Annotated in this window: 19 protein-coding genes; 14 read left to right on the top strand and 5 right to left on the bottom strand. The window is 62.8% G+C overall.

The window, feature by feature from the left end:
* The first annotated feature begins 114 nt into the window (after nt 1-114).
* From cysB to ACZ9A3_RS14580, 7 genes are all read left to right on the top strand, one after another.
* Entirely contained in the window at nt 115-1,089 is a 975-nt protein-coding gene (gene cysB / locus ACZ9A3_RS14610) for an HTH-type transcriptional regulator CysB (RefSeq protein WP_010222540.1), read from the top strand.
* Between the two features lie 1,001 nt (nt 1,090-2,090).
* Complete coding sequence (locus tag ACZ9A3_RS14605; protein ID WP_093380981.1) at nt 2,091-2,570, top strand: CS1 type fimbrial major subunit; 480 nt, start codon at nt 2,091-2,093, stop codon at nt 2,568-2,570.
* A gap of 95 nt (nt 2,571-2,665) precedes the next feature.
* Entirely contained in the window at nt 2,666-5,197 is a 2,532-nt protein-coding gene (locus ACZ9A3_RS14600; protein ID WP_476253334.1) for a CS1-pili formation C-terminal domain-containing protein, read from the top strand.
* Nucleotides 5,197-6,411: a hypothetical protein gene (locus ACZ9A3_RS14595; protein WP_476252852.1), complete on the top strand. Its 1,215-nt coding sequence runs from the start codon at nt 5,197-5,199 to the stop codon at nt 6,409-6,411. The genes ACZ9A3_RS14600 and ACZ9A3_RS14595 overlap by 1 nt, the downstream gene beginning before the upstream one ends.
* Nucleotides 6,412-6,545: 134 nt before the next feature.
* Complete coding sequence (locus ACZ9A3_RS14590) at nt 6,546-7,280, top strand: fimbrial biogenesis chaperone (protein ID WP_093380986.1); 735 nt, start codon at nt 6,546-6,548, stop codon at nt 7,278-7,280.
* 36 nt (nt 7,281-7,316) lie between these two features.
* On the top strand, nt 7,317-7,943 hold the full coding sequence (locus ACZ9A3_RS14585) for a response regulator transcription factor (protein ID WP_195884647.1): 627 nt from the start codon (nt 7,317-7,319) through the stop codon (nt 7,941-7,943).
* 13 nt (nt 7,944-7,956) lie between these two features.
* Nucleotides 7,957-9,843, top strand: a complete 1,887-nt coding sequence (locus tag ACZ9A3_RS14580) for an ATP-binding protein (protein ID WP_176794242.1) — start codon at nt 7,957-7,959, stop codon at nt 9,841-9,843.
* Here ACZ9A3_RS14580 and ACZ9A3_RS14575 read toward each other — a convergent pair.
* Nucleotides 9,830-10,564, bottom strand: a complete 735-nt coding sequence (locus tag ACZ9A3_RS14575) for a phosphoadenylyl-sulfate reductase (protein WP_093387442.1) — start codon at nt 10,562-10,564, stop codon at nt 9,830-9,832. The two genes, ACZ9A3_RS14580 and ACZ9A3_RS14575, sit on opposite strands and share 14 nt — an antisense overlap.
* A gap of 129 nt (nt 10,565-10,693) precedes the next feature.
* On the opposite strand from ACZ9A3_RS14575, the gene thrH reads away from it, so the two are divergent.
* The gene (gene thrH / locus ACZ9A3_RS14570; RefSeq protein ID WP_213603770.1) at nt 10,694-11,311 is read left to right on the top strand and encodes a bifunctional phosphoserine phosphatase/homoserine phosphotransferase ThrH; all 618 of its coding nucleotides are present in this window, start codon (nt 10,694-10,696) and stop codon (nt 11,309-11,311) included.
* A 44-nt stretch (nt 11,312-11,355) separates the two neighbouring features.
* On the opposite strand, the gene pabB is transcribed toward thrH, so the two are convergent.
* From pabB to rloA, 4 genes are all read right to left on the bottom strand, one after another.
* A complete protein-coding gene (gene pabB, locus ACZ9A3_RS14565) occupies nt 11,356-12,699 on the bottom strand; it encodes an aminodeoxychorismate synthase component I (RefSeq protein ID WP_093380994.1) in 1,344 nt (447 codons plus the stop codon).
* 127 nt (nt 12,700-12,826) lie between these two features.
* Complete coding sequence (locus ACZ9A3_RS14560) at nt 12,827-13,804, bottom strand: alpha-L-glutamate ligase-like protein (protein WP_045194737.1); 978 nt, start codon at nt 13,802-13,804, stop codon at nt 12,827-12,829.
* A complete protein-coding gene (gene rloB / locus ACZ9A3_RS14555) occupies nt 13,804-15,336 on the bottom strand; it encodes an osmotic stress tolerance membrane protein RloB (protein ID WP_045194736.1) in 1,533 nt (510 codons plus the stop codon). Before rloB ends, ACZ9A3_RS14560 begins: the two co-directional genes overlap by 1 nt.
* A 5-nt stretch (nt 15,337-15,341) precedes the next feature.
* Nucleotides 15,342-15,878, bottom strand: a complete 537-nt coding sequence (gene rloA / locus ACZ9A3_RS14550; RefSeq protein ID WP_026001282.1) for a retropepsin-like aspartic peptidase RloA — start codon at nt 15,876-15,878, stop codon at nt 15,342-15,344.
* Between the two features lie 293 nt (nt 15,879-16,171).
* Here rloA and ACZ9A3_RS14545 point away from each other — a divergent pair, with 293 nt between their 5' ends.
* From ACZ9A3_RS14545 to prpD, 6 genes are all read left to right on the top strand, one after another.
* Nucleotides 16,172-16,882 (top strand): GntR family transcriptional regulator, encoded by a 711-nt coding sequence (locus ACZ9A3_RS14545; protein ID WP_045194728.1) that lies wholly within the window; start codon nt 16,172-16,174, stop codon nt 16,880-16,882.
* Nucleotides 16,879-17,769 carry a methylisocitrate lyase gene (prpB, locus tag ACZ9A3_RS14540; protein ID WP_045194726.1) on the top strand — a complete coding sequence of 297 codons (891 nt, stop codon included), beginning with the start codon at nt 16,879-16,881 and terminating at the stop codon, nt 17,767-17,769. The genes ACZ9A3_RS14545 and prpB overlap by 4 nt, the downstream gene beginning before the upstream one ends.
* Before the next feature lie 77 nt (nt 17,770-17,846).
* Nucleotides 17,847-18,974, top strand: a complete 1,128-nt coding sequence (gene prpC / locus ACZ9A3_RS14535) for a bifunctional 2-methylcitrate synthase/citrate synthase (RefSeq protein WP_258594201.1) — start codon at nt 17,847-17,849, stop codon at nt 18,972-18,974.
* 160 nt (nt 18,975-19,134) lie between these two features.
* On the top strand, nt 19,135-21,726 hold the full coding sequence (gene acnD, locus ACZ9A3_RS14530; protein ID WP_258594199.1) for a Fe/S-dependent 2-methylisocitrate dehydratase AcnD: 2,592 nt from the start codon (nt 19,135-19,137) through the stop codon (nt 21,724-21,726).
* Between the two features lie 99 nt (nt 21,727-21,825).
* Nucleotides 21,826-23,016 carry a 2-methylaconitate cis-trans isomerase PrpF gene (prpF, locus tag ACZ9A3_RS14525; RefSeq protein WP_258594198.1) on the top strand — a complete coding sequence of 397 codons (1,191 nt, stop codon included), beginning with the start codon at nt 21,826-21,828 and terminating at the stop codon, nt 23,014-23,016.
* Between the two features lie 51 nt (nt 23,017-23,067).
* Nucleotides 23,068-24,552: a 2-methylcitrate dehydratase gene (prpD, locus tag ACZ9A3_RS14520; RefSeq protein WP_045194719.1), complete on the top strand. Its 1,485-nt coding sequence runs from the start codon at nt 23,068-23,070 to the stop codon at nt 24,550-24,552.
* Nucleotides 24,553-24,610: the final 58 nt, after the last annotated feature.

Raw genomic sequence — 24,610 nt, 5'->3', positions numbered from 1 at the left:
TAGGTGGGTTCCTTGAAGACTGCTAAAATAGTTCTAGATTTATTCTTCAAACCACTAATATAGTTATAAATCGTCGCTGCTGCCGGTGACGCCCAGCTGATTTGAGGGATACCTATGAAGCTTCAACAATTGCGCTACATCTGGGAAGTGGCGCACCACGACCTCAACGTCTCCGCGACAGCGCAGAGCCTGTACACCTCCCAGCCGGGCATCAGTAAGCAGATCCGCCTGCTCGAGGACGAGCTGGGCGTCGAAGTGTTCGCCCGCAGCGGCAAGCACCTGACCCGCGTGACCCCGGCCGGTGAGCGCATCATCACCACCGCCGGCGAGATCCTGCGCAAGGTCGAGAGCATCAAGCAGATTGCCCAGGAATTCTCCAACGAGAAGAAGGGCACCCTGTCGATCGCCACCACCCACACTCAGGCGCGTTATGCCCTGCCACCGGTGATCAGCAGCTTCATCAAGCAGTACCCGGAAGTGGCCCTGCACATGCACCAGGGCTCGCCGATGCAGATTGCCGAAATGGCCGCCGACGGCACCGTCGATTTCGCCATCGCCACTGAAGCTCTGGAGCTGTTCGGCGACCTGGTGATGATGCCCTGCTATCGCTGGAATCGCTGCGTGGTGGTGCCTCAGGGCCACCCGCTGACCAAACTGCCAAAGCTCACCCTCGAAGCCCTGGCCGAATACCCGATCGTTACCTACGTGTTTGGTTTCACCGGCCGCTCCAAGCTCGATGAAGCCTTCAGCCACCGCGGCCTGACCCCGAAAGTGGTGTTCACCGCCGCTGACGCCGACGTGATCAAGACTTACGTGCGCCTGGGCCTGGGCGTCGGTATCGTCGCCAAGATGGCGGTCGACACCAAGCTCGACAATGACCTGGTGGTGCTCGATGCCAGCGAGCTGTTCGAGTCCAGCGTGACCAAGATCGGTTTCCGTCGTGGCACTTTCCTGCGCGGTTTCATGTGCGACTTCATCGAGAAGTTCGCCCCGCACCTGACCCGCGAAGTGATGGCCAAGGCGATCGCCTGCCACAACAAGCAGGAGCTTGAAGAGCTGTTTGAAGGCGTCGAGTTGCCAGTGCACTGATTTGCGTCTTCAATAGCTGATGTGCAGAAAGCGCCCTTCAAGGGGCGCTTTTTTTTGGCTCTTCACGGAATCCCGGGTTGGGATGTTGAGGCTGCGAGTTTATCCATTCAGTGTGGGGCTGCTGCTGGCCCCTTCCGCCTTTACGGCGGCCTACTTTTCTCTTGGGAAGACGTAGGCAAAACCGCTTGCTCCTGCATACGGCCCTACGCTGCGCTTCGGGTCCCCTCGCTACGGCACCTTCCGGGGCATCGCGGCCTACGACTTGCTTCGCAAGTCTACATCTCGCGTCTTCGGCTGCCGCCGAAGGTGCTGCGCACCGCCCCTACAGGCACCTACGCTCGGCCTCCTGAAGTCGCTTTTCGCGGCGTCTGGAAGTGCGTGCATGAATATCAAGATAAAGTTGGTGCTCGTTTTATCAGCGGGCTGTCCCGCTCCTGCGTCAGCATGGCTTCGCCAACATCTGCTTTCGCAGATACGTCAGTGCAGGCGCCGCCCGTAACTTCGCGACTTCAGGAGGCTGAGCGTAGGTGTCTGGAGGAGGCTGGTGCGTAGCACCCTTCGGCCGAGGCCGAAGTCGCAAGACGTAGACTTGGCGAAGCAAGTCGTAGGCCGCGATGCCCCTGGAGGGCACCGTAGCGAAGGAACCCGGAGCGCAGCGTAGGGCCGAATGCTGGAGCGAGCGGTTTTGGTTCCTTTTGCCAAGAACAAAAGGGACCCGCCGTAAGGGCGGAAGGGGCCAACAGCGGCGCCACACCGAATGGATAAGTCCGCAACCCAACCCAAGAATCATAGCCCCCGGGATTCCGTGAAGAACCTTTTTTTTGTGCGATTGAACGCTAATGCTCTTTGGGAAATTTCCCAACTCTGCTGGGAGTGGTCCGACTTTTTGCGTCGGATATCTGCCGAATAATCCTCCTCGCCAACCGCCCTGTGCGGTGCGGCATTCGCCGTTGGCACGTCGCCTGTGACGATTGCACAGGTCAATTCGAGGAGATCAATTCATGAAGCGCACTTTTCTGGCCCTGCCGCTCGCCTTGCTGGCCGTTGGTAATGTATTTGCCGCCGACCCACTGGAGAAACAAGTCACCGTAACCGCCACCGTTCCGACCGAGAACTTTTATGTCGAGCCGGTGGGCGGCAACTGGATGAACGAACCGCAGAACATGGCCTGGAACGCCCTGCGCGAATCGCTTGAGCCGATCCGCAAGCAATTGCAGGTCAAGAGCACCACCGGGGCGATTTCCGCCCGTCTGCTCAGCCCGGCAGTGATCAACAGCGGCGCCAACAGCATCGGTCTGGACGTCGCGGTCAACGGCACCGACCTGACCACCACCTCGGTGCCGGTAGTGCCGGCAGCCGCAGCGGCGGCGGGCACCCTGGTGGCCTTCGATGTGGCCGCGCAGTCTGCCGGTGCTGGCGGCTACGTGCCAGGCAACTACCAGGGCATCGTCAACATGCTGTTCGAGACCGTTTCGCCGTAAGTCGCCAGCCGGCGTTTTTTTGTCCCCTTCTATTCACCCCGTTGCTCCTTCGTTTGGATGAGTACGGGGTGAATATTGCCTGTGAAAAAATGGACATGGCCAATTACTTGTCTCTCGCTGCATCCGTTCGACTGGCCCTGGGTTGGGTTGTGCTCTGCAGTTCTGCCTGTGCCTGGGGCGATGCCCGGGGAGCGGCCGGGCCCTTGGGGGTGTTGAGCCAGGCGCAAGGCTTGCCGCAAGAATTCGGCGAGCACTTCTTTGATGTGCCCCTGGCGGTTCGCGTCGACCTCGATGGTCGCTACCTGGGCGATGCGCTGGTGGTGCTGTCGCGCGATGAGCAGGTGCAACTGCTCGACTTTACCGACACCTTCGAGAGTCAGGCCGCCGACAGCGAGCGTTCACGCTGGCGCGAACAGTTGCAGGAGCCGAGGTTGCTGGGCAACTGCCTGTCCAGTTGCCCGCTGGGGCTGGTGGCCTTGCACTACAGCCTGGTCAATTCACAGTTGTCAATCCTCACCACGGCGGCGGAGCGCAGCGACCAGCCGGCGCTTTACCACACCTTGCCGGAACGCGGCAGCCACGGCTTGCTGTTGCGCAACCAGTTGAACCTGGTCGGGGGCGACCTGGAAACCACCGGGCGTTATGCCGTGCAGGGGCGGGGCAGCGTCGGCAACTGGACTGCCGTTGGCGAGGCGCAGTTCGACCGCAACAGCGACTACGCCGAGCAAACCCGGCACCGTGTCGACCAGCTCTATGCCGAGCGTGTGCACGACCAGCATTTCTTTCGCCTGGGCTACTTTACCCCGGGCGCCCAAGGCCTGACCCGTCAGCCGCGCCTGCTCGGCAACCTGCCCGATACCACCCGCGGCCTGATGCTCGGCAGCAGCGACAGCCTGGCGGTCAATAATGGCCAGGCCAGCGCCACGCCCATCTATGTCACCCCGAACCGCTCGGCTATCGCCGAAATCTACCGTGATGGTGTGCTGATCAACAGCCAGTCGGTGCAGGCCGGTTTGCAGGCGCTGGATACCCGGGTGCTGCCGGGAGGCATTTATGAAGTAGAAGTTCGCCTGATTGAAGACAACCAGGAAACCTCGCGCAGCGAGGCCTTCATCTACAAACCCTCGAACTGGAACAACGCCGAGTCGCCCTGGCGCTACAACGTTTATGTCGGGCAGCAGAGCACCTTGTGGAGCAATTGGGACAAGGACTATGACAACAGCCTGAGCGCCGGGGTCTTTACCAATTACCTGTTGCACCCGCGGGCAGTGCTCGGGCTCTCGGCCCAGCGCATCGATGAACTCATGCAGTACGGCAGCTCGCTGGACTGGGATGTGCTCGATCCGTTCAAGCTCTATGGCAGTGTTTTTCACACCGAAGATCAGGGTAACGGCTACGACCTGCAAGGCATCTACAACTATGCATCGGGCTCGCTGGTGTTCAGCCAGAGCCGCTCATGGCTGGACAGCCGCAGGTTCGAAGACGATCAGCCTGGCGCGCAGCGCGACTTCAGCGTGCGCGAGGTGCGCCAGAGCGCACTGTCGCTGAACCACCGGGTCGATCGCCACAGTACCGCTACCGTACGGGTTTCCCATAGCAGTGGTACTGGCGCAAACGGCACCGGCTTCGATGTCGGCTGGGGTTATTTTGGCAAGCTGCTGGACTCCGATACCCACTGGCGGCTGTCAGTGTTCGATCGCCCTGGCACCAGCAGCTCGGGTGATGCGCGCAACCGCGGCGTCACCTTGAGCATGAGCATGAGCCTCGGCGGGCCGGGACGCAGGATTTCGGCAACCCTGGGCAGCCGCACGTCCCGCGACGGCGGGCGCGATCAGAACGCTTCGCTGACCTATCAGCAAGATGTCGACTACGGCGCGTTGCAGAGCCTGGCCGGCACGGTTTCGCTGGACCGCTACGGCACCGGCTTTGGCGGCAGCGCCCTGTTCGAGAGCCCGCTGCTGCATGGCGATGCCTATGCCCAGAGCTCGTCGTACAACGGCGAACTGACCGCCGGTTTGAACCTCGACAGCGTGCTGGCGATCGGCGCCGGCCAGGTGGCGATGTCCGGGCAGTACCTGCCCCACGAGGCCGGCCTGATTGTCGATGTCGAGTCGGACCTGCAGGGCCTGCGCATGCGCGCCGACGACCATCACGGCCACAGCGCCGTGCTGCGCCCGGGGCGCAATGTCATTCCGGTCAGCGCCTACAAGGCCGGCCTGGTGCATTTCGATTTCGAAGGCAGGGACGCCCATGCTGCGGTCATCCAGCCCGCTACGGTGGAGTATCACCTCAACCGCGGCGGGGTCGATTATCACCAGATTCGCGTGATGCAGACCGTCACCGTGATCGGCCGTCTGGTCGATGGCAAAGGCCAGCCGCTGCGGGGCGCGCTGGTAATCAACCACGCCAGCCGCAGCGTGAGCGAGGCGGATGGTTTCTTCGCCATCGAGATGAGCGAATCGACGCCGACCCTGGAGATTCGCCGGGGCGCTGATGCCTTGTGCCTGTTCAGCTTCGATCAGGGCACGTACACCCGCGAGAACGACATTCTGCTGGTCGGCGACCTGACCTGCGCCGGGGCCAATTTGGCCAGGGCTGAGCTGAAACAATCGAAGGAGGACGCTTGATGCGATGGCTGAAACAACCACGGTGCGCAACCCTTGGGGCACTCTTTTCGGTGTTCGCAGCGTTCTGTCCGGAACCTTTCACGGGTGTTGCCCAGGCCGGCGTGGTGGACATTACCGGCGAGTACATTCCGGGTTACAGCGGCAGGCCGCCTACTGGCTTTACCAACACCACGCCGCGGGCGGCTTTTTGTTCGGGATTGGTCTCCTGCGTCGGCAGCGAGTACCGGTTTACGGCCAATTTGCCGTTGAGCTTTTCTACGGCGTTCATCCATCGTGCACCGCATCCGCGGGACAATTACTTCATCAGGCTTCCCCCAAGCAAGACGTTGAATCTGGTTAATGAGCAAGGGGATTCGTTCAGTACCCAGTTCCGAGCGACGCATATCGGCCTGAGGATGGTGCCGGGCCTGACGGTCTTGGTCGCGGGGCCTACCCATGGCGCGTGTGAACGGGTTGCAGCGACCGAGGACAGAAACGCTACGGTGTATCTGGGGCGAATCGATACAGCTATTTCAACCGGTTGTTACATGGTCGGACGCAGCGGCAGTGCCGGGACCGTTATCAATATAGATAGCACTATCGAGGGGCTTGCTTTTGACCTGCAGTTGCCTTCGCCGCTCTCACTGAAAAATGGCGTCTACCGGGCCCAGTTGCAATTGAGCGTCGGTGGCAGTGGGGCGGACTTTGACCTGGGTAATCGATTCACCAGTGTCAGCACCAACATGCTCACCTTCAATTTCGAGTTCACCGTCAAACACCCCTTGAAGCTCGAGTTTCCGCCTGGCTCCGAACGCGCAGTACTCGAACCGCCCGGTGGCTGGGCAAGCTGGATCAATCGCGGCACGCCACCTCAGCGCCTGTACCGGGTGCTGCCATTCCAGATCTGGACCACCGGTGCGATCAGCGTGCACACCCGCTGCGAATACGACCTGGGTGGGCGCTGCGGCATTCGCGGCCGCGACGGCCACCAGGTTCCGTTGAAAGTCGCCCTGACCCTGCCGGCCAGTATGAGGCACCTGGGTGCGCCGGTGGACAACCTGGTGTTGCCGGTCGGCGCGCCGGCGGCGCTGCACATCGATACAGTCGAGGCCACGCTCGACCGTCAGGCGCGGCTGCTGTTCGAAGTGTCCCAGGCCGATACCGCCTCGATGCTCGGGTACCCGGGCGAAACCTTCCAGGGCGATGTGACGCTGGTACTGGATGCTGCGCTTTAAACAACCCCCGAACGGGGCAATTGGAAGTTTCGCTGTCAGTTAAGGAAGTTTCCTACAGCTCCTGCCGGTTGCCCGGACAGGCAGGGTGGATGAGAATGATATTAATTGGCCAGTTGAGCTGGGAGCTAAACGACATGAAAGGAATACTGGCGGTACCGCTGCTATGGATACTGGTGGCGAGCGCTGCGCTCGCCGGGCCCGAGCTCAACATCGGGACCTTCTACGATTACCTCGACGGTGAAAAGAGCACGTTGCTCAAGCGCGTGCGCAATGCCGGCGACACCACCGCCTTCGTCAAGGTCAGCGTCGCCGAGCTGGTTTACGATGAGCAGGGCCAGGCCCGCGAGGTTGAAATGGACGGCCGCGAGGCATTGCAGCGTGGCCTGGTGGTGAGCCCGGCGCGGTTGATCATCCCCGCCAATGGCATGCAGGCGGTGCGCCTGCTGTATCGCGGCGAGCGTGAGCACGAGCGTTACTTCAGGCTGCGTTTCATCCCGGTGCTGCCTGAGGTCAACGACGGTTTTGCCGTGACCGAAGATGAAGCCGAGCGCTATGAAAACGCCCTCAAGGTCGGGGTCAACATTTTGGCCGGCTACGGCTCGATCCTGTTCGTGCGGCCCCAGGCCAGCCGCTACCAGGTCGAGGTCGAGCATGAGGCCGGGCGCTTCCTGGTCCCCAACCGGGGCAACACCACCATCGTCCTCGATCATTTCAATGATTGCGCCGCCGGCAACAAGGACTGCGCCCCGGCGACCAAGCACCATGTGCTGCCGGGCAAGGTCCGTGCATTCGAGAAACAGGCCGGGCGCCACTATCGCTTTGAGCTGGTCGAGGGCGAGCAACGTCGCGAAATTGCCTTCAAGGGGTGAATCGGACCGAGTCACCGTCGTGGTATGAGGGAAGGTATGAGTAGTGTTCTGATCGTGGACGATCACCCGTTTATTCGCTCAAGCGTCAACCTGCTGCTGGTCAGCGAGCGCTTCGAAGTGGTCGGCCAGACCGACAACGGCATCGATGCCGTGCGCCTGGCTCGTGAGCTGAGCCCGGACCTGATGATCCTCGATATCAGCATTCCGGGCCTGGACGGCCTGGAGGTGATTGCCCGGGTCAAAGCAATGAAGCTTGCGCTGAAAATTCTGATCCTGACCTCTCAGCAGGCTGATTATTTTTCCCTGCGCTGCATGAAGGCCGGCGCGGTCGGCTATGTATCGAAAACCGACGATTTATGCGAACTGAGCAAGGCCGTGCATGCGGTCATGTCCGGCTACACCTACTTCCCTGAAGTCGCCTTGAGCTCGGTGAGCAGGGTCGATGTGCGCGCCTCGGAAGCCGAGTGCATCGCCAGCCTGACCAACCGTGAACTGCTGGTGCTGCAGCAACTGGCCCGCGGCCTGAGCAACAAGGCCATCGGCGATGCGATGCTGTTGAGCAACAAGACCATCAGCACGTACAAAACCCGTCTGATCGAGAAATTGAGGGTCAAATCATTGGTGGACCTGGCGGATGTCGCCAAGCGCAACCTGCTCATTTAGGTTGCCCAATTGTGTGCATGCTCGCTTGCTGCAGGCGCTGGTGTTGCTGGTACTGCAGTGCCTGGCCACAGTGGCCGGGGCCGAAGAGGTAGCGCCAGGCATCTGGCCGGATGCCATCCGCGGCCTGCACGCCTTTGAGGCGCAAGCGCATGCGGTGGTGGCGCAACACCCCACGCTGGCGATTGTCGACAGTTTCTGGCACGAAAACGGGCGCCTGATTGCCCAGGCTTGTGCCGTGGTCGGCAGCTTGCTGGCGCTGGCGCTGGTGTGGATTCACTACCTGCGCCAGTCAATCCGCAAGTGCGAACGGGCCGAGCGTGCCCTGACCGAGATGTATGCTGAACTGCAAGCGGCCAAGGAACAGGCAGAGGCGGCTAACCAGGCCAAGACGACGTTTCTGGCGACCATGAGCCACGAGATCCGCACGCCGATGAACGCCCTGTTGGGCATGCTCGAACTGGCCCAGGAAAAGGCCGATCAGGGTGTGCTCGACCGGCTGGCTATCGAGGTGGCCTCAAGCTCGGCGCGTGGCCTGCTTGAACTGCTCGGCGATGTGCTGGATGTCACCCGCATCGAATCCGGCCATTTGCTCCTTGAACCGCGCCGCACCCAGCTGCGCCAGCAGGTCGAAGGGGTGGTGCGCATGTTTGAACAGCAGGCCCTGGGCAAGGGCCTGCGCCTGCACCTGGAGGTTACCGGCGCCCTGGACAGCGACGTGCTGCTCGACGCCCTGCGCTTCAAGCAGGTTCTCTCCAACCTGATCAGCAATGCCATCAAGTTCACCCGTGAAGGCTCGGTGCGTGTGCGCCTGCACACCCAGCGCCGGCTGCGCCGCGTGGAGGTGAGCCTGGTGGTGGAAGATACCGGCGTCGGCATTCCCATGGCCGATTTGTCACGCCTGGGTACGCCCTATTGCCAGGCCAGCAACAACCGCCAGGCCGGGCGCAATGGTGCCGGGCTGGGGCTGAGCATCTGCCGGATGCTGTGCGAGCTGATGGGCGGGCGTATGCAGCTGGACAGCAGTATCGGTGTCGGTACCCGTGTCGAGGTGCAGTTGAACCTGGCCTGCCTGCCACCGGCGGCGTCCAGCGACGCTCCGGGCCGGCGCCGGGAGAGCGCAGGCCTGAGCAAGCCGCTGAAGGTGCTGGTGGTGGATGACTACCCGGCCAATCGCATCCTGCTCATGCACCAGCTCGGTTACCTGGGCCATCGCGTGCGGGTCTGCGAACACGGCGGCGAGGGCTTGCGCTGCTGGCTGCGCGAGTCGTTCGATGTGGTCATCGCCGACTGCAACATGCCGATCTTCGATGGCTATCGGCTGGCCAGGGCGATCCGCGAGCATGAGCGGCGCGCCGGCCGCGAGGCTTGCCGGGTGCTGGCGGTGACCGCCAATGCCCAGGCGTCGGAACGTGCCCGCTGCCTGGCGGCGGGAATGAATGCCTGCCTGTTCAAGCCCTTGAGCATCGACGATCTGCAGCAGGCGCTGGAGGGCCTGACGGGCCGTATCGCGGTGCCGGTGGTGGCCCAGGCAGCGCCGGTGCTACCGGGCATGGACATCTCCAGCCTGCTGGTGCTGGCCGCCGGTGATCAGGACAAGGTCCGGGCCCTGCTCGGCGATCTGGTCAGCAGCAATCGCCAGGACCTGCGCGGTCTGGACCGGTTGCACGATGGTAAGGATCGGGTGGCGTTGGCCGACCTGGTGCATCGGCTCAAGGGCGGGGCGCGGATGATCCGTGCTCATGAGGTGTTGGCAGTTTGTGTACAGCTGGAACAGGCCTGCAGTACACAGGCGCCGGCCCACCGCATCAGCCAGCTGGTGCAGATGCTGCGCCAGGCGATTATCGACCTTGAGCAGCACCTGGAGCGCTATTGCCAGCGCGAGGAAGTCAACCCTTGGTGATCAGGTTGCCGGCGTGCAGCCCGCATTCCTTCTGGGTCGACTCTTCCCACCACCAGCGGCCTTCGCGCTCGTGCTGGTTCGGCAGCACCGGGCGGGTGCAGGGCTCGCAGCCGATACTGATGAAGCCGCGCTCGTGCAGGCTGTTGTACGGCAGCTCGAGCATGCGGATGTAACCCCAGACTTCCTCGCTGCTCATCTGTGCCAGCGGGTTGAACTTGTACAGGGTGTGCTCGGGGCTCGAGAAGGCGCTGTCGATTTCCAGCGCCGCCACCTGGCTGCGGGTGCCCGGGCTCTGGTCGCGGCGCTGGCCGGTGGCCCAGGCGCTGACAGTGCTCAGCTTGCGCCGCAGCGGCTCGATCTTGCGGATGCCGCAGCACTCGCCATGGCCGTCCTTGTAGAAGCTGAACAGGCCTTTTTCCTTGACGAAGGGCTCGAGCTTGCTGTGATCGGGGGAGAGGATCTCGATCGGCAGCTGGTACTGTTCGCGCACCTGGTCGATGAAACGGTAGGTTTCCGGGTGCAGGCGGCCGGTATCCAGGCTGAACACCTTGAGGTTCTTGTTGAGCTTCCAGGCCATGTCCACCAGCACCACGTCCTCGGCGCCGCTGAAGGAAATCCACAGGTCATCGCCGAAGTGCTCGAAGGCCAGCTTGAGGATGTCTTGCGGCGACTTGTTGGCGTAGGTCGCGGCCAGGGCGGCGACGTCGAAGGGTTGGCTCATCAGGCGGCTTCCGGTCATTGAATGGCGCTTGGCGCTCGTAATGCCCTGATCTTAACAAAAATTGCCCGGGTAGACGCCGCGCATGTAGAGTGCGGCTTCCCATTTTTGGCGTTGTTCGAGGAGTGTGCTGTGGAAATTGCCTGTCTCGACCTGGAAGGCGTATTGGTCCCGGAAATCTGGATCGCCTTCGCGGAAAAAACCGGAATCGAATCGCTGCGGGCCACCACCCGTGACATTCCCGATTACGACGTGCTGATGAAACAGCGCCTGCGCATCCTCGATGAGCACGGCCTGAAGCTTTCCGATATCCAGGCGGTGATCGCCACGCTCAAGCCACTGGACGGCGCCATCGAGTTCGTCGACTGGCTGCGTGAGCGTTTCCAGGTGGTGATTCTTTCCGACACTTTCTACGAGTTCTCCCAGCCTCTGATGCGCCAGCTGGGCTTCCCGACGCTGCTCTGCCATCGATTGATCACCGACGAAAACGACCGGGTGACCGGCTACCAGCTGCGCCAGAAAGACCCCAAGCGCCAGTCGGTGCTGGCCTTCAAGAGCCTGTACTACCGGGTGGTTGCCGCGGGGGATTCGTACAATGACACCACCATGCTCGGCGAGGCAGATGCAGGGATTCTGTTCCATGCGCCGGAGAACGTGATCCGCGAGTTTCCGCAGTTCCCGGCGGTGCATGATTTTGCGGCGCTGAAGAAAGAGTTCATCAAGGCTTCGAACCGCTCGTTGAGCCTGTAGGGCCTCATCGCGGGGCGACGCCTCGACTTGCCCCGCGATGCTTTTCAGAGGCCTTGCAAGGTCTCGAGCAACACCTTGACCTTGGTGATCGACTCTTCGTACTCCGCCTGCCAGTCCGAATCCGCCACCACTGCGCCACCCCCCCAGCAGCACACCTGACCGTCCTTGACCAGCAGGCTGCGGATGGCGATCGAGCTGTCCATCTCGCCGCGCACATCCACATACAGCAACGACCCGCAGTACAGCGCCCGACGGCTGGGTTCCAGCTCGTCGATGATCTGCATGGCGCGGATTTTCGGTGCGCCGGTGATCGAGCCGCCGGGGAAGCTGTCAGCGATCAGGTCCAGGGCATCCTTGCCGGCCGCCAGGCGCCCGGTGACGCTGCTGACCAGGTGATGGACGTTGGGGTAGCTCTCCAGGCTGAACAGCTCCGGGACCTTCACCGAACCGATCTCGCAGGTGCGCCCCAGGTCGTTGCGCAGCAGGTCGACGATCATCAGGTTTTCTGCGCGATCCTTGCTGCTGCCCAGCAGTTCGGCGGCGTTGCGCGCATCTTCGTCGGCATCGCTGCTGCGCGGGCGGGTGCCCTTGATCGGCCGGGTTTCGACCTGGCCATTGCTGACCTGGATGAAACGCTCCGGCGAGAAGCTCAGCAGCACGCTGCCGTCGGCCAGCAACTGGAACCCCGAATACGGCGTCGGGCAGGCCTGGCGCAGGGCCTGGTAGGCGTGCCAGGGGTCGCCCTGGCAGGGCGCGCGAAAGCGTTGGGTGAGGTTGATCTGGTAGCAGTCGCCGGCATGGATGTACTGCTGCACGCGGTCGAAGGCCTGGCGGTAGCTGTGTGCGCTGATATCGCCGCGCATCGGTGCTTGCAGGGCGAAGCTGGCGGCATCGATAGCAGGTGGCGCCTCGAACAGTTCAATCAGGCGCTGGCGTTCGGCCGCTGCCAGGCTTGGGTGAAACAGCAGCTGGCTGCACTTTTGCTGGTGATCGCTGATCAGTGCCCAGGCATACAGGCCAAGGCTGGCATCGGCCAGGCCCAGGTCATCGACAGCGATGCTTGGCAGTTGCTCCAGGCGCCGGCCAAAGTCGTAGCTCAGGTAACCGATCAGGCCGCCGGCAAACGGCAACTCGATGCCATCCGGTACCTGCGCCTGGCCCAGTTGCGCCAGGCTTTCACGCAGCCGTTGCAGGTAGGCGCTACCACGTTCATCCATCGCGGGCGCGAGGGTTTGCAGCGGCCAGGCGCTGAGCAGGTCAAAGCGGCCGCGTTCGGCGCTAGGCCGGGCGCTGTCGAGCAACACGGCGCCGGGCGCCTGGCGAATACGCGCGAAGTAGGCCGCAGGGTCGGCCTGGTAGGGCAGGGGGTGGAGCGTACAGGTCGGCATGCAAGTAACAGCTATGAATGCGGGGAGGCGATTGTAGTCCTCTGTAGGAAATGCTCCTAGCGCTGACTACGACATAGAGGCTCCAGGGCGCGCCAGCCGGGCAGGCTGGCGCGCACAGGATGTGGACTCAGCTCGGCACGTGGCCGAACAGCTCCTGGGCGAAGCGTACGCGTTCTTCGGGGCTTTCCTGGCGGCCGTCTTTGGCCAGTTGCTCCAGGTGCGCTTCCACCGCGTGGGTACGCAGGGTCAGGCCGCAGTCGTTGGCGATCTGGATGTTCAGGCCGGGGCGGGCGTTGAGTTCGAGGATCAACGGGCCCTTGTCCTGGTCCAGCACCATGTCGACACCGATGTAGCCCAGGCCGCACAGCTCGTAACAGCCGGCGGCAAGCTTCATGAAGCCGTCCCAGTTCGGCAGTTGCACACCGTCCACCGCGTTGGTGGTGTCCGGGTGCTTGCTGATGATGTTGTTCAGCCAGGTACCGCGCAGGGTCACGCCGGTGGCCAGGTCGACGCCGACGCCGATGGCGCCCTGGTGCAGGTTGGCCTTGCCGCCGGACTGGCGGGTGGGCAAACGCAGCATGGCCATCACCGGGTAGCCCATCAGCACGATGATGCGGATGTCCGGCACGCCTTCGTAGCTGATGCTCTTGAAGATCTGGTCGGGGGTAACGCGGTACTCGATCAAGGCGCGGTCGCGGTGACCGCCCAGGGAGTACAGGCCGGTGAGGATGCTGGAAATCTGGTGCTCGATTTCCTCGTGGCTGATGATCTTGCCCGAGACCGTGCGGTAACGGTCTTCGAAGCGATCGGCAACCACCAGGATGCCGTCGCCGCCGGCACCCTGGGCAGGCTTGACGACGAAGTCGCTGCGCCCGCCGATGATCTCGCCGAGCTTGTCGATCTCTTTCTCGGTGGAGATGATCCCGTACATTTCCGGCACATGGATGCCGGCCTGGATCGCACGCTCCTTGGTGATGATCTTGTCGTCGACGATCGGGTACAAATGGCGCTTGTTGTACTTGAGGACGTAGTCCGCATTGCGCCGGTTGATACCCATGATGCCCCGGGCCTCCAGGGCTTTCCAGGTTTTCCAGAGACCGAACATCAGGCGTCAGCCTTCACGAAAGCCTTGAAACGCACCAGCTCCGTCAGGCGGTAGCCGCGGTAGCGACCCATCGCCAGCATGAAGCCCACCAGAATCAGCAGTACCGCCGGGAAGGTGAAGACGAAGTACACCAGCTCCGGCACGCTCATCAGCAGATGCGCCAGGGAGGCAGCGAACAGGGTGCCGATCGCCACTTTCATGGCATGGCCGCCGCCGCGTTCTTCCCAGGTGATCGACAGGCGCTCGATGGTCATGGTCAGGATCACCATCGGGAACAGCGCGACCGACAGGCCGCGTTCCAGGCCCAGCTTGTGGCTGAACAGGCTGATGGCGGCGATCAATACCACGACGAAGGTCAGCACCACCGACAGGCGCGGCAGCATCTGCAACTTAAGGTGTTCAAGGTAGGAGCGTAGCGACAGCCCGAGCGCGGTAATCACCGTGAACAGGATGATGCCGAAGCCCAGCTGGGTTTCGCGGAAGGCCAGGGCGATCAGCACCGGGGTGAAGGTACCCAGGGTCTGGATGCCGATCAGGTTGCGCAGCACCAGGATCACCAGCACGCCGATCGGGATCATCACCATGATCATGAAGGTCTGCTGGGTCTGCAGCGGCAGGCCGTACAGCGAGTACTCGAGGAAGTCGGCGTCGGTGTTCTCGTCGGTCAGCTTGGCCAGGCGAATGGCGTTCATTTCGCTGTTGTTGAGGCTGAAGCTGACGTTGGCTTTCTTGCCGCCATCGACGGTGATCAGGTTGTCGTCACCGGTCCACCACAGCAGGCGGTCGGCCGGCAGGCCTTGCTCGCCGGTGTCCGGGTTGAAGTACAGCCAGTCGCTGCCGTTGAAGCTGCGCAGCCACAGTTCAGGGGTTTGCGGCTGGTCGGCGACCAGGCGGATGGTGTGGACCTTCTCCACCGGCACGTGGGCAATCGACAGCAGCAGGTCGATGACCTTGGCCTTGTTCAGCGACGAGGTATCGCCGGCCAGCAGCAGCTTGACGTTGTCGTCGTTGAGGTTGTTGACCCGCTTGATGGTCTCGCCAACGAAGGTTTCGACGTCGGCCGAGTGCTGGCGAATAGGCGCCATCAGGGCTTCGGCGGCGATCTTCTCGGGGCCTTCTACCGCCAGGCTGTCGCGGAAGGTCGGGCCTTTGATCTTGGCTTTTTCGGTGCTGTAGCGCTTGGTCAGCACCAGACGGTAGTAGAGGGTCTGGTTGCCGCTGGCGCGACGGGCCGACCAGGTCACCTTGCGGTTGCCGTCGACGCGGTTGACGCTGACGCCGTAGTTGTTGGAGATGAAACTCTCGTTGAGGCTCACATAGTCGCGGCTCAGCGGCGGCACGAACATCTGGACCTTGACCGGGTCCTTGGGGCTGGCGACGAACTCGACCTTGGCGTCGATGTTCCACAGGTCATCGGTTTCGTCCTCGGTCACCGGAATGCCGAGAAAGAAGATCTGATAGGCCGTGACCAGGATGCCCAGTAGCACCAGGACGGTAATCAGGACTTTCAGATGGAGGGTAAGAGAGCGCATCAGGATTACTCTGCGGTGTGAGCGTCAGTGGCGCAGGCGGGTTTGCCGGCAGCGTATTTAAGGCTTGGATCGACCAGCGCGTCGAAGTGCTTGAGGGCCTCGGAGCCGATCAGCAGCGGATACTGGAACGCGCTGCGGTCGGTCAGGTTCACTTCGATGCTGCGCAGGGCCGTACCCATGCAGATGTTCATGGCAATCACCGGGCGGGCGGTATAGGCCTTGCCTTCGTCCGGGTCGTAATCTCCGGCGCGTCGCTTGATCTTGCTGACGCGGGCCAGTGGTCGTTCTATCGGATGCGAGTGGGCAGCGTCAATTGCCAGGTAGAAGCGCACCCATGACTCACCATTGCGCTTGAAGCGCTTGATGTCGCGGGCACTGAGCGAGGCGGTCTTGGCCCCGGTGTCGAGTTTGGCCGCCACTTCCAGGTCGATATCGGCCAGGCGGGCGTATTCATTAAGGCCGTACACGGTCTTTTCCGCAGCCTGGCCCAGGGCCGGCAACAGACAGAGGCTGAACAACAGGGGGAGGGGCGTAAGTCTCATAAATCCTGGCGCGGTGCTGTGCGATGTTCGGGTCAAGGCCACTGGCAGTACTGCGCAAGCTTCCTCGTTTACCTGGCACCTGCATAAACAGATGACAGACACACTATTCGTGCCCCGTCGGGAGGCGCGGCATTCTATCACGCTGGTGTGCTGGCGCCAGCGGCTGGACTCAGACAACAGCGGACACCTTGAAGTTCGTTCTTAGACGATTGTCGACAATATTCATTTTGTCTTTGACTCCGCATGCCGATTTAGCTAGTTTTGCCCTCATTGATTTATGAGGTGTCGACAATATGCTGGACACAGCCCAAGCCCCCGGCACAGTGGCAGACGACAGCGAAACCCTCTCGGAAAACGTCTTCCGGCGTATCCAGGCGGCCATCGTCAAAGGCGAGATCGCCCCCGGCAGCAAGATCTCCGAGCCTGAGCTGGCACGCACCTACGGCATCAGCCGCGGGCCGCTGCGCGAGGCCATCCACCGCCTGGAAGGCCAGCGCCTGCTGGTGCGCGTACCGCATGTCGGGGCGCGGGTGGTGTCGCTCAGCCATGCCGAGCTGATCGAGCTGTACGAGATCCGCGAGTCCCTCGAAGGCATGGCCTGCCGCCTGGCCGCCGAGCGTATGAGCGTAGCCGAGATCGACGAGCTGCGCCGGGTGCTCGACACCCACGAGCGCGACGCCACCTTCCAGGCCGGCCTGGGCTATTACCAGCAGGAAGGCGATTTCGACTTCCACTACCGGATCATCCAGGGCAGCGGCAACCGCACCCTGGTGCAGATGCTCTGCGGCGAGCTGTATCAACTGGTGCGCATGTACCGCATCCAGTTTTCCGCCACGCCCAACCGGCCACGCCAGGCGTTCGCCGAACACCACCGGATTCTCGATGCCATCGCCGACCGTGACGGTGAACTGGCCGAGCTCTTGATGCGCCGGCACATCGGCGCCTCCAAACGCAACATCGAGCGTCACTATCTGGACGCTACCAGCCCACGAGGTGAGTCATGAGTCAGAAAAGCAGTCCCGGCCAGCGCTTTCGCGATGCAGTTGCCGCCGAACACCCGTTGCAGGTGGTCGGTGCGATCAACGCCAACCACGCGCTGCTGGCCCAGCGTGCCGGTTTCAAGGCCATCTACCTGTCTGGTGGCGGTGTTGCCGCAGGCTCCCTGGGCCTGCCTGACCTGGGCATCAGTGGCCTGGACGACGTGCTGACCGACGTACGGCGCATCACCGACGTCTGCGACCTGCCGCTGCTGGTCGACGTCGATACCGGTTTTGGCTCCTCGGCGTTCAACGTCGCCCGTACGGTCAAGTCGATGATCAAGTTCGGCGCTGCCGCCATTCATATCGAAGACCAGGTCGGCGCCAAGCGCTGCGGCCACCGCCCGAACAAGGAGATCGTCACCCAGCAGGAGATGGTCGACCGCATCAAGGCCGCTGTTGATGCCCGTACCGACGACAGCTTCGTGATCATGGCGCGTACCGACGCCCTGGCCGTCGAAGGCCTGGAAGCGGCCCTGGACCGCGCTGCCGCCTGCATCGAAGCCGGCGCCGACATGGTCTTCCCGGAAGCCATCACCGAGCTTTCGATGTACAAGACCTTTGCTGACCGGGTCAAAGCCCCGATCCTCGCCAACATCACCGAGTTCGGCGCGACGCCTTTGTACACCACCGAAGAGCTGGCCTCGGTCGATGTCTCGCTGGTGCTGTACCCGCTGTCGGCCTTCCGTGCCATGAACAAGGCCGCGGAAAACGTCTACACCGCGCTGCGCCGCGACGGCACGCAGAAAAACGTCATCGACACCATGCAGACTCGCATGGAACTGTACGACGCCATCAACTACCACGTGTTCGAGCAGAAGCTCGACGCCCTGTTCGCCCAGAAAAAGGGCTGAATGCTCGAACCTGTAGGCGCGGGCTTGCCCCGCGATTAGCCAAGATTCCATAACAATTTCAAAAGTGGAGAAAGACAATGGCCGAAGCAAAAGTACTCAGCGGTGCCGGCCTGCGTGGTCAAGTGGCCGGGCAAACCGCACTGTCGACCGTGGGCCAGGCCGGTGCCGGCCTGACCTACCGTGGTTACGACGTGCGCGACCTGGCCGAGCACGCGCTGTTTGAAGAAGTCGCCTACCTGCTGCTGTACGGCGAGCTGCCAAGCAAGGCGCAGCTGGCCGAGTACCAGCAAAAGCTGAAAACCCTGCGCGACCTGCCGCAGGCCCTCAAGGAAGTGCTTGAGCGCATTCCGGCCAACGCCCACCCGATGGATGTCATGCGTACCGGTTGCTCGGTGCTCGGCACCCTGGAGCAGGAGCTGACCTTTGCGCAGCAGCACGACAAGACCGACCGCTTGCTGGCGCTGTTCCCGGCGGTGATGTGCTATTGGTACCGCTTCAGCCACCATGGCGTGCGCATCGACTGCACCAGCGACGAAGACACCCTCGGCGGCCACTTCCTGCACCTGCTGCACGGCAAGAAGCCGAGCGAGCTGCACGTCAAGGTGATGAATGTCTCGCTGATTCTTTACGCCGAGCACGAATTCAACGCCTCGACCTTCACCGCGCGGGTTTGTGCCTCGACCCTGTCCGACCTGTACTCCTGCGTCACCGCCGCCATCGGCTCGCTGCGCGGCCCGTTGCATGGCGGCGCCAACGAAGCGGCGATGGAGCTGATCGAGCGCTTCCAGAGCCCGCAGGAAGCGGTCACCGAGCTGCTGCAGATGCTCGCGCGCAAGGACAAGATCATGGGCTTTGGCCATGCCATCTACAAAGAGTCCGACCCGCGTAACGAAGTGATCAAGGCCTGGTCGAAGAAGCTGGCGGACGAGATGGGCGATACCGTGCTGTACCCGGTGTCCGAAGCCATCGACAAGACCATGTGGGAGCAGAAGAAACTGTTCCCCAACGCCGACTTCTACCATGCCTCGGCGTACCACTTCATGGGCATCCCGACCAAGCTGTTCACCCCGATCTTCGTCTGCTCGCGCCTGACCGGCTGGGCGGCGCATGTGTTCGAACAGCGTGCCAACAACCGCATCATCCGCCCGAGCGCCGAGTACACCGGCGTCGAACAGCGCAAGTTCGTGCCAATCGAACAACGCTGAGACCAGGCCGAGCTGCAAGCTTGAAGCGCCAAGCTGCAAGTAACAGCAGGGATGTGCCCCGGCAGTAAATGCTGACGCACCACTCATCTGCTTTGCTTGCCGCTAGTGGCTTGGGGCTTGTAGCTGGCTTTCGACCTTACCGTGATTGAGTCCCTGTGCCATGAATAGTGAATTTCGCAAGAACCTGCCGGGCACTGGCCTGGATTATTTCGACGCCCGCGCGGCTGTCGATGCGATCAAGCCCGGCGCCTATGACCGTCTTCCCTATACCTCGCGGGTGCTGGCGGAAAACCTCGTGCGCCGCTGCGACCCGGCCAGCCTCAATGCTTCGCTGGGCCAGCTGATCGAGCGCAAGCGCGACCTCGACTTCCCCTGGTTCCCGGCCCGTGTGGTGTGCCACGACATTCTTGGCCAGACCGCGCTGGTCGACCTCGCCGGCCTGCGCGACGCCATCGCCGAAGGCGGCGGTGACCCGGCCCAGGTCAACCCGGTGGTGCCGGTGCAACTGATCGTCGACCACTCCCTGGCGGTGGAATGCGGTGGTTTCGACCCGCAGGCGTTCGAGAAGAACCGCGCCATTGAAGACCGCCGCAACGAAGACCGTTTCCACTTCATCAACTGGACCAAAAAGGCGTTCAAGAACGTCGACGTGATTCAGCCAGGCAACGGCATCATGCACCAGATCAACCTGGAGAAAATGTCGCCGGTGATCCATGCCGAGCGCGGCGTGGCCTACCCGGACACCTGCGTCGGCACCGACAGCCACACCCCGCACGTCGATGCCCTGGGCGTGATCGCCATCGGCGTCGGCGGCCTTGAGGCCGAAAACGTCATGCTCGGCCGTGCCTCGTGGATGCGCCTGCCGGAGATCGTCGGCGTCGAGCTTTCGGGCAAGCCGCAAGCGGGCATCACCGCCACCGACGTGGTACTGGCCCTGACCGAATTCCTGCGCAAGGAAAAGGTCGTTGGCGCCTACCTTGAATTCTACGGCGAAGGCGCTCGCGCCCTGACCCTGGGCGACCGCGCGACCATCTCCAACATGGCCCCGGAATACGGCGCCACCGCGGCGATGTTCTCCATCGACCAGCAGACCATCGACTACCTCAAGCTCACCGGTCGTGAAGACCAGCAGGTCAAGTTGGTAGAAACCTACGCCAAGGTCGCAGGCCTGTGGTCCGACAGCCTGGCCAACGCCGAGTACGAGCGAGTGCTGCGTTTTGACCTGTCCAGCGTGGTGCGCAACATGGCCGGGCCGTCCAACCCGCACGCCCGGGTCGCCACCAGCGACCTGGCGAGCAAGGGCATCGCCGGCCAGTGGGAGGAAGTACCGGGGCAAATGCCCGATGGCGCGGTGATCATCGCTGCCATCACCAGTTGCACCAACACCAGCAACCCGCGTAACGTGATTGCCGCCGGTTTGCTTGCGCGCAACGCCAACAAGCTGGGCCTGGTGCGCAAGCCGTGGGTCAAGTCTTCGCTGGCACCGGGTTCCAAAACCGTCGCCCTGTACCTGAAAGAGGCGGGCCTGGATGACGAGCTGGAGCAGCTCGGTTTTGGCATCGTCGCCTTTGCCTGCACCACCTGTAACGGTATGTCTGGCGCGCTGGATCCGCTGATACAGCAGGAAATCATCGACCGCGACCTGTACGCCACCGCCGTGCTCTCGGGCAACCGCAACTTCGACGGGCGGATTCACCCATACGCCAAGCAGGCGTTCCTGGCGTCGCCGCCGCTGGTGGTGGCCTACGCGATTGCCGGCACCATCCGTTTCGACATCGAGAAGGACGTGCTGGGCGTGGTCGACGGCAAGGAAATCCGCCTGAAAGACATCTGGCCAAGCGACGAAGAGATCGACGCGGTGGTCAAGGCCGCGGTCAAGCCCGAGCAGTTCCGCCAGGTGTACATCCCGATGTTCGCCGTACAGGAAGACACCGGGCCCAAGGTCACCCCGCTGTACGACTGGCGCCCGATGAGCACCTATATCCGCCGCCCGCCGTACTGGGAAGGCGCCCTGGCCGGCGAGCGCACGCTCAAGGGCATGCGCCCGCTGGCGGTGCTGCCGGACAACATCACCACCGACCACCTGTCGCCGTCCAACGCCATCATGCTCGACAGCGCCGCCGGTGAATACCTGGCGAAAATGGGCCTGCCGGAGGAAGACTTCAACTCCTACGCCACCCACCGTGGTGACCACCTGACCGCTCAGCGCGCAACCTTTGCCAACCCGAAACTGTTCAACGAAATGGTCCAGGAAAACGGCAAGGTCAAGCAGGGTTCGCTGGCGCGCCTCGAGCCGGAAGGCAAGGTCACGCGCATGTGGGAGGCGATCGAAACCTACATGCAGCGCAAACAGCCGCTGATCATCGTTGCCGGTGCCGACTACGGCCAGGGCTCGTCCCGTGACTGGGCGGCCAAGGGCGTGCGCCTGGCCGGTGTCGAAGCCATCGTCGCCGAAGGCTTCGAGCGTATCCACCGTACCAACCTGGTGGGCATGGGCGTGTTGCCGCTGGAGTTCAAGGCGGGCGTCAACCGCAAGACCCTGGGCATCGACGGCACTGAAACCTTCGACGTGCTCGGTGAGCGCACCCCGCGGGCGACCCTGACCCTGGTGATCACCCGGGCCAACGGTGAGCGTGTCGAAGTGCCGGTGACCTGCCGCCTGGATACCGCCGAAGAAGTCTCGATCTACGAAGCGGGCGGGGTGCTGCAGCGCTTTGCCCAGGACTTCCTCGAATCGGCGGTCGCGGTTTGAGGTAGGGCCTCATCGCGGGTCAAGCCCGCTCCCACTGAACTGTGGGAGCGGGCTTGACCCGCGATAGCTCCCCCAAAGCACTCACAGGACAACTCGGCCATGGCTCACGTACCCCAGATCAAAATCCCCGCCACCTACATTCGTGGCGGCACCAGCAAGGGCGTATTCTTTCGCCTCGATGACCTGCCGCAAAGCGCGCAGATCCCGGGCCCGGCCCGCGACGCGCTGCTGCTGCGGATAATCGGCAGCCCCGACCCCTACGGCAAGCAGATCGACGGCATGGGCGGCGCGACGTCGAGCACCAGCAAGACCGTGATCCTCTCGCGCAGCATCAAGCCCGGGCATGATGTCGACTACCTGTTCGGCCAGGTCTCGATCGACACCGCGTTCGTCGACTGGAGCGGCAACTGCGGCAACCTCTCGGCAGCCGTTGGTTCGTTCGCCATCAGCGCCGGCCTGGTCGACAGCAGCCGCATCCCGCACAACGGCGTGGTCGTGGTGCGCATCTGGCAGGCCAATATCGGCAAGACCATCGTTGCCCACGTGCCGATCACTGACGGTGAAGTGCAGGAAACCGGCGACTTCGAACTGGACGGCGTGACCTTCCCGGCCGCCGAAGTGCAGCTCGAATTCATGGACCCGGCCGCCGACGAAGACGGCGAGGGCGGCTCGATGTTCCCCACCGGCAACCTGGTCGATGACCTGGTGGTGCCCGGTGTCGGCACCCTGAAAGCCACGCTGATCAATGCCGGCATCCCGACCATCTTCATCCAGGCCGAGGCCCTCGGCTACACCGGTACCGAGCTGCAGGATGCGATCAACAGCGACTCGCAGGCCCTGGCCCGTTTCGAAACCATCCGTGCCTATGGCGCGGTGCGCATGGGCCTGATCGAGCATATCGACGAGGCCGCCAAGCGCCAGCACACACCGAAAGTCGCCTTTGTCGCGCCAGCGGCGGCTTATCAGTCATCCAGTGGTAAAGCCGTGGCCGCCGGCGACGTTGATCTATTGGTACGGGCGCTGTCCATGGGCAAGCTGCACCACGCCATGATGGGCACCGCTGCGGTTGCCATTGGTACTGCCGCGGCAGTGCCTGGCACCCTGGTCAACCTCGCCGCCGGTGGTGGCGAGCGCACGGCCGTACGTTTCGGTCACCCCTCGGGCACCCTGCGCGTGGGTGCTGAAGCCCGCCAGGTGAACGGTGAGTGGACTGTCACCAAAGCAATCATGAGCCGTAGCGCTCGCGTACTGATGGAGGGCTGGGTACGGGTACCCGGTGATGCCTTCTAACCAGTAGCGGCGCTTGGCTCCCTGTTACCTACGTCAACAGAGAGATGTGAAATGAGTGCCAACGTTGATCTGAATAACCGTCCCGACTACGACCGGGTGCTGCAGGACATCGCCGATTACGTCCTCGGCTACAAGGTCGAGTCGCAGGAGGCGCTGGACACCGCGCGCAACTGCCTGATGGACACCCTGGGCTGCGGCCTGCTGGCCCTGCGCTTCCCGGAATGCACCAAGCACCTGGGGCCGCTGGTGGAGGGCACGGTGGTGCCGTTCGGCGCGCGGGTGCCAGGTACCCGCTACCGCCTGGACCCGGTCAAGGCCGCCTGGGACATCGGTTGCATCGTCCGTTGGCTCGATTACAACGACACCTGGCTGGCTGCCGAATGGGGCCACCCCTCGGACAACCTCGGCGGTATCCTGGCCGTCGCCGATCACCTCTCGCAAAAACGCGTGGCCAATGGCGAAGCGCCGCTGAGCATGCGCGTAGTGCTTGAGGCGATGGTCATGGCTCATGAGATCCAGGGTGTGATTGCCCTGGAAAACTCCTTCAACCGCGTTGGCCTCGATCATGTGCTGCTGGTCAAGGTCGCCTCGACCGCGGTGTGCGCCAAGCTTATGGGCGCCAATCGCGAACAGCTGCTGGCGGCGTTGTCCCACGCCTTTGTCGATGGGCAGGCGTTGCGTACTTATCGCCATGCGCCGAACGCCGGCTCGCGCAAGTCCTGGGCGGCGGGCGATGCCTCCAGCCGTGGCGTGCGCCTGGCCGATATCGCCCTGCGTGGCGAGATGGGCATCCCCGGGGTACTGACGGCGCCGCAGTGGGGCTTTTATGACGTGCTGTTCAGCCACACCAACAAGGACCTGGCGCTCAAACCCGAAGGCAAACGTGCTTTCAGCCTGAGTCAGAAGTACGCAAGCTACGTGATGGAAAACGTGCTGTTCAAGATCAGCTTCCCGGCCGAATTCCATGCCCAGACTGCCTGCGAAGCGGCAGTGACCTTGCACCCGCAGGTGCGCAACCGCCTGCATGAAATCGAGCGTATCGTCATTACCACCCATGAGTCGGCGATCCGCATCATCTCCAAGGTTGGCACCCTGGCCAATGCCGCTGACCGTGATCACTGCATCCAGTACATGACCGCCGTGCCGCTGATTTTCGGTAACCTGGTGGCCGAGCAGTACGAAGATGATTTCCATGCTGCGCACCCGATCATTGACCGTCTGCGCGAGAAGATGGAGATCGTCGAAGAGCCGCGATTCACCCGCGAGTACCTGGAGGCCGACAAGCGTTCGATCGCCAATGCCGTGCAGGTGTTCTTCAACGATGGTTCGAGTACCGAGCAGGTGGTGGTGGAGTACCCGATCGGCCATCGCCGGCGCCGGGCCGAGGGCATTCCGCTACTGGAAGAGAAGTTCAAGGCCAACCTGGCGACGCGGTTTACCGGGCAGCGTTCGGCGCAGATATTTGCCCTGTGCAAGGACCAGCAGGCGCTTGAAGCGACGGCAGTGCAGCGGTTTGTGGATTTGTTTGTGATCTGAGGGCCTCATCGCGGGGCAAGCCCGCTCCTACAGGGCCCCATAAAAAACCCCGCCAATT

Source organism: Pseudomonas sp. TE4620, from assembly GCF_056279045.1.
Note: the sequence above shows the minus strand (reverse complement) of the source record. Positions and strands in the feature narration are given on the sequence as shown.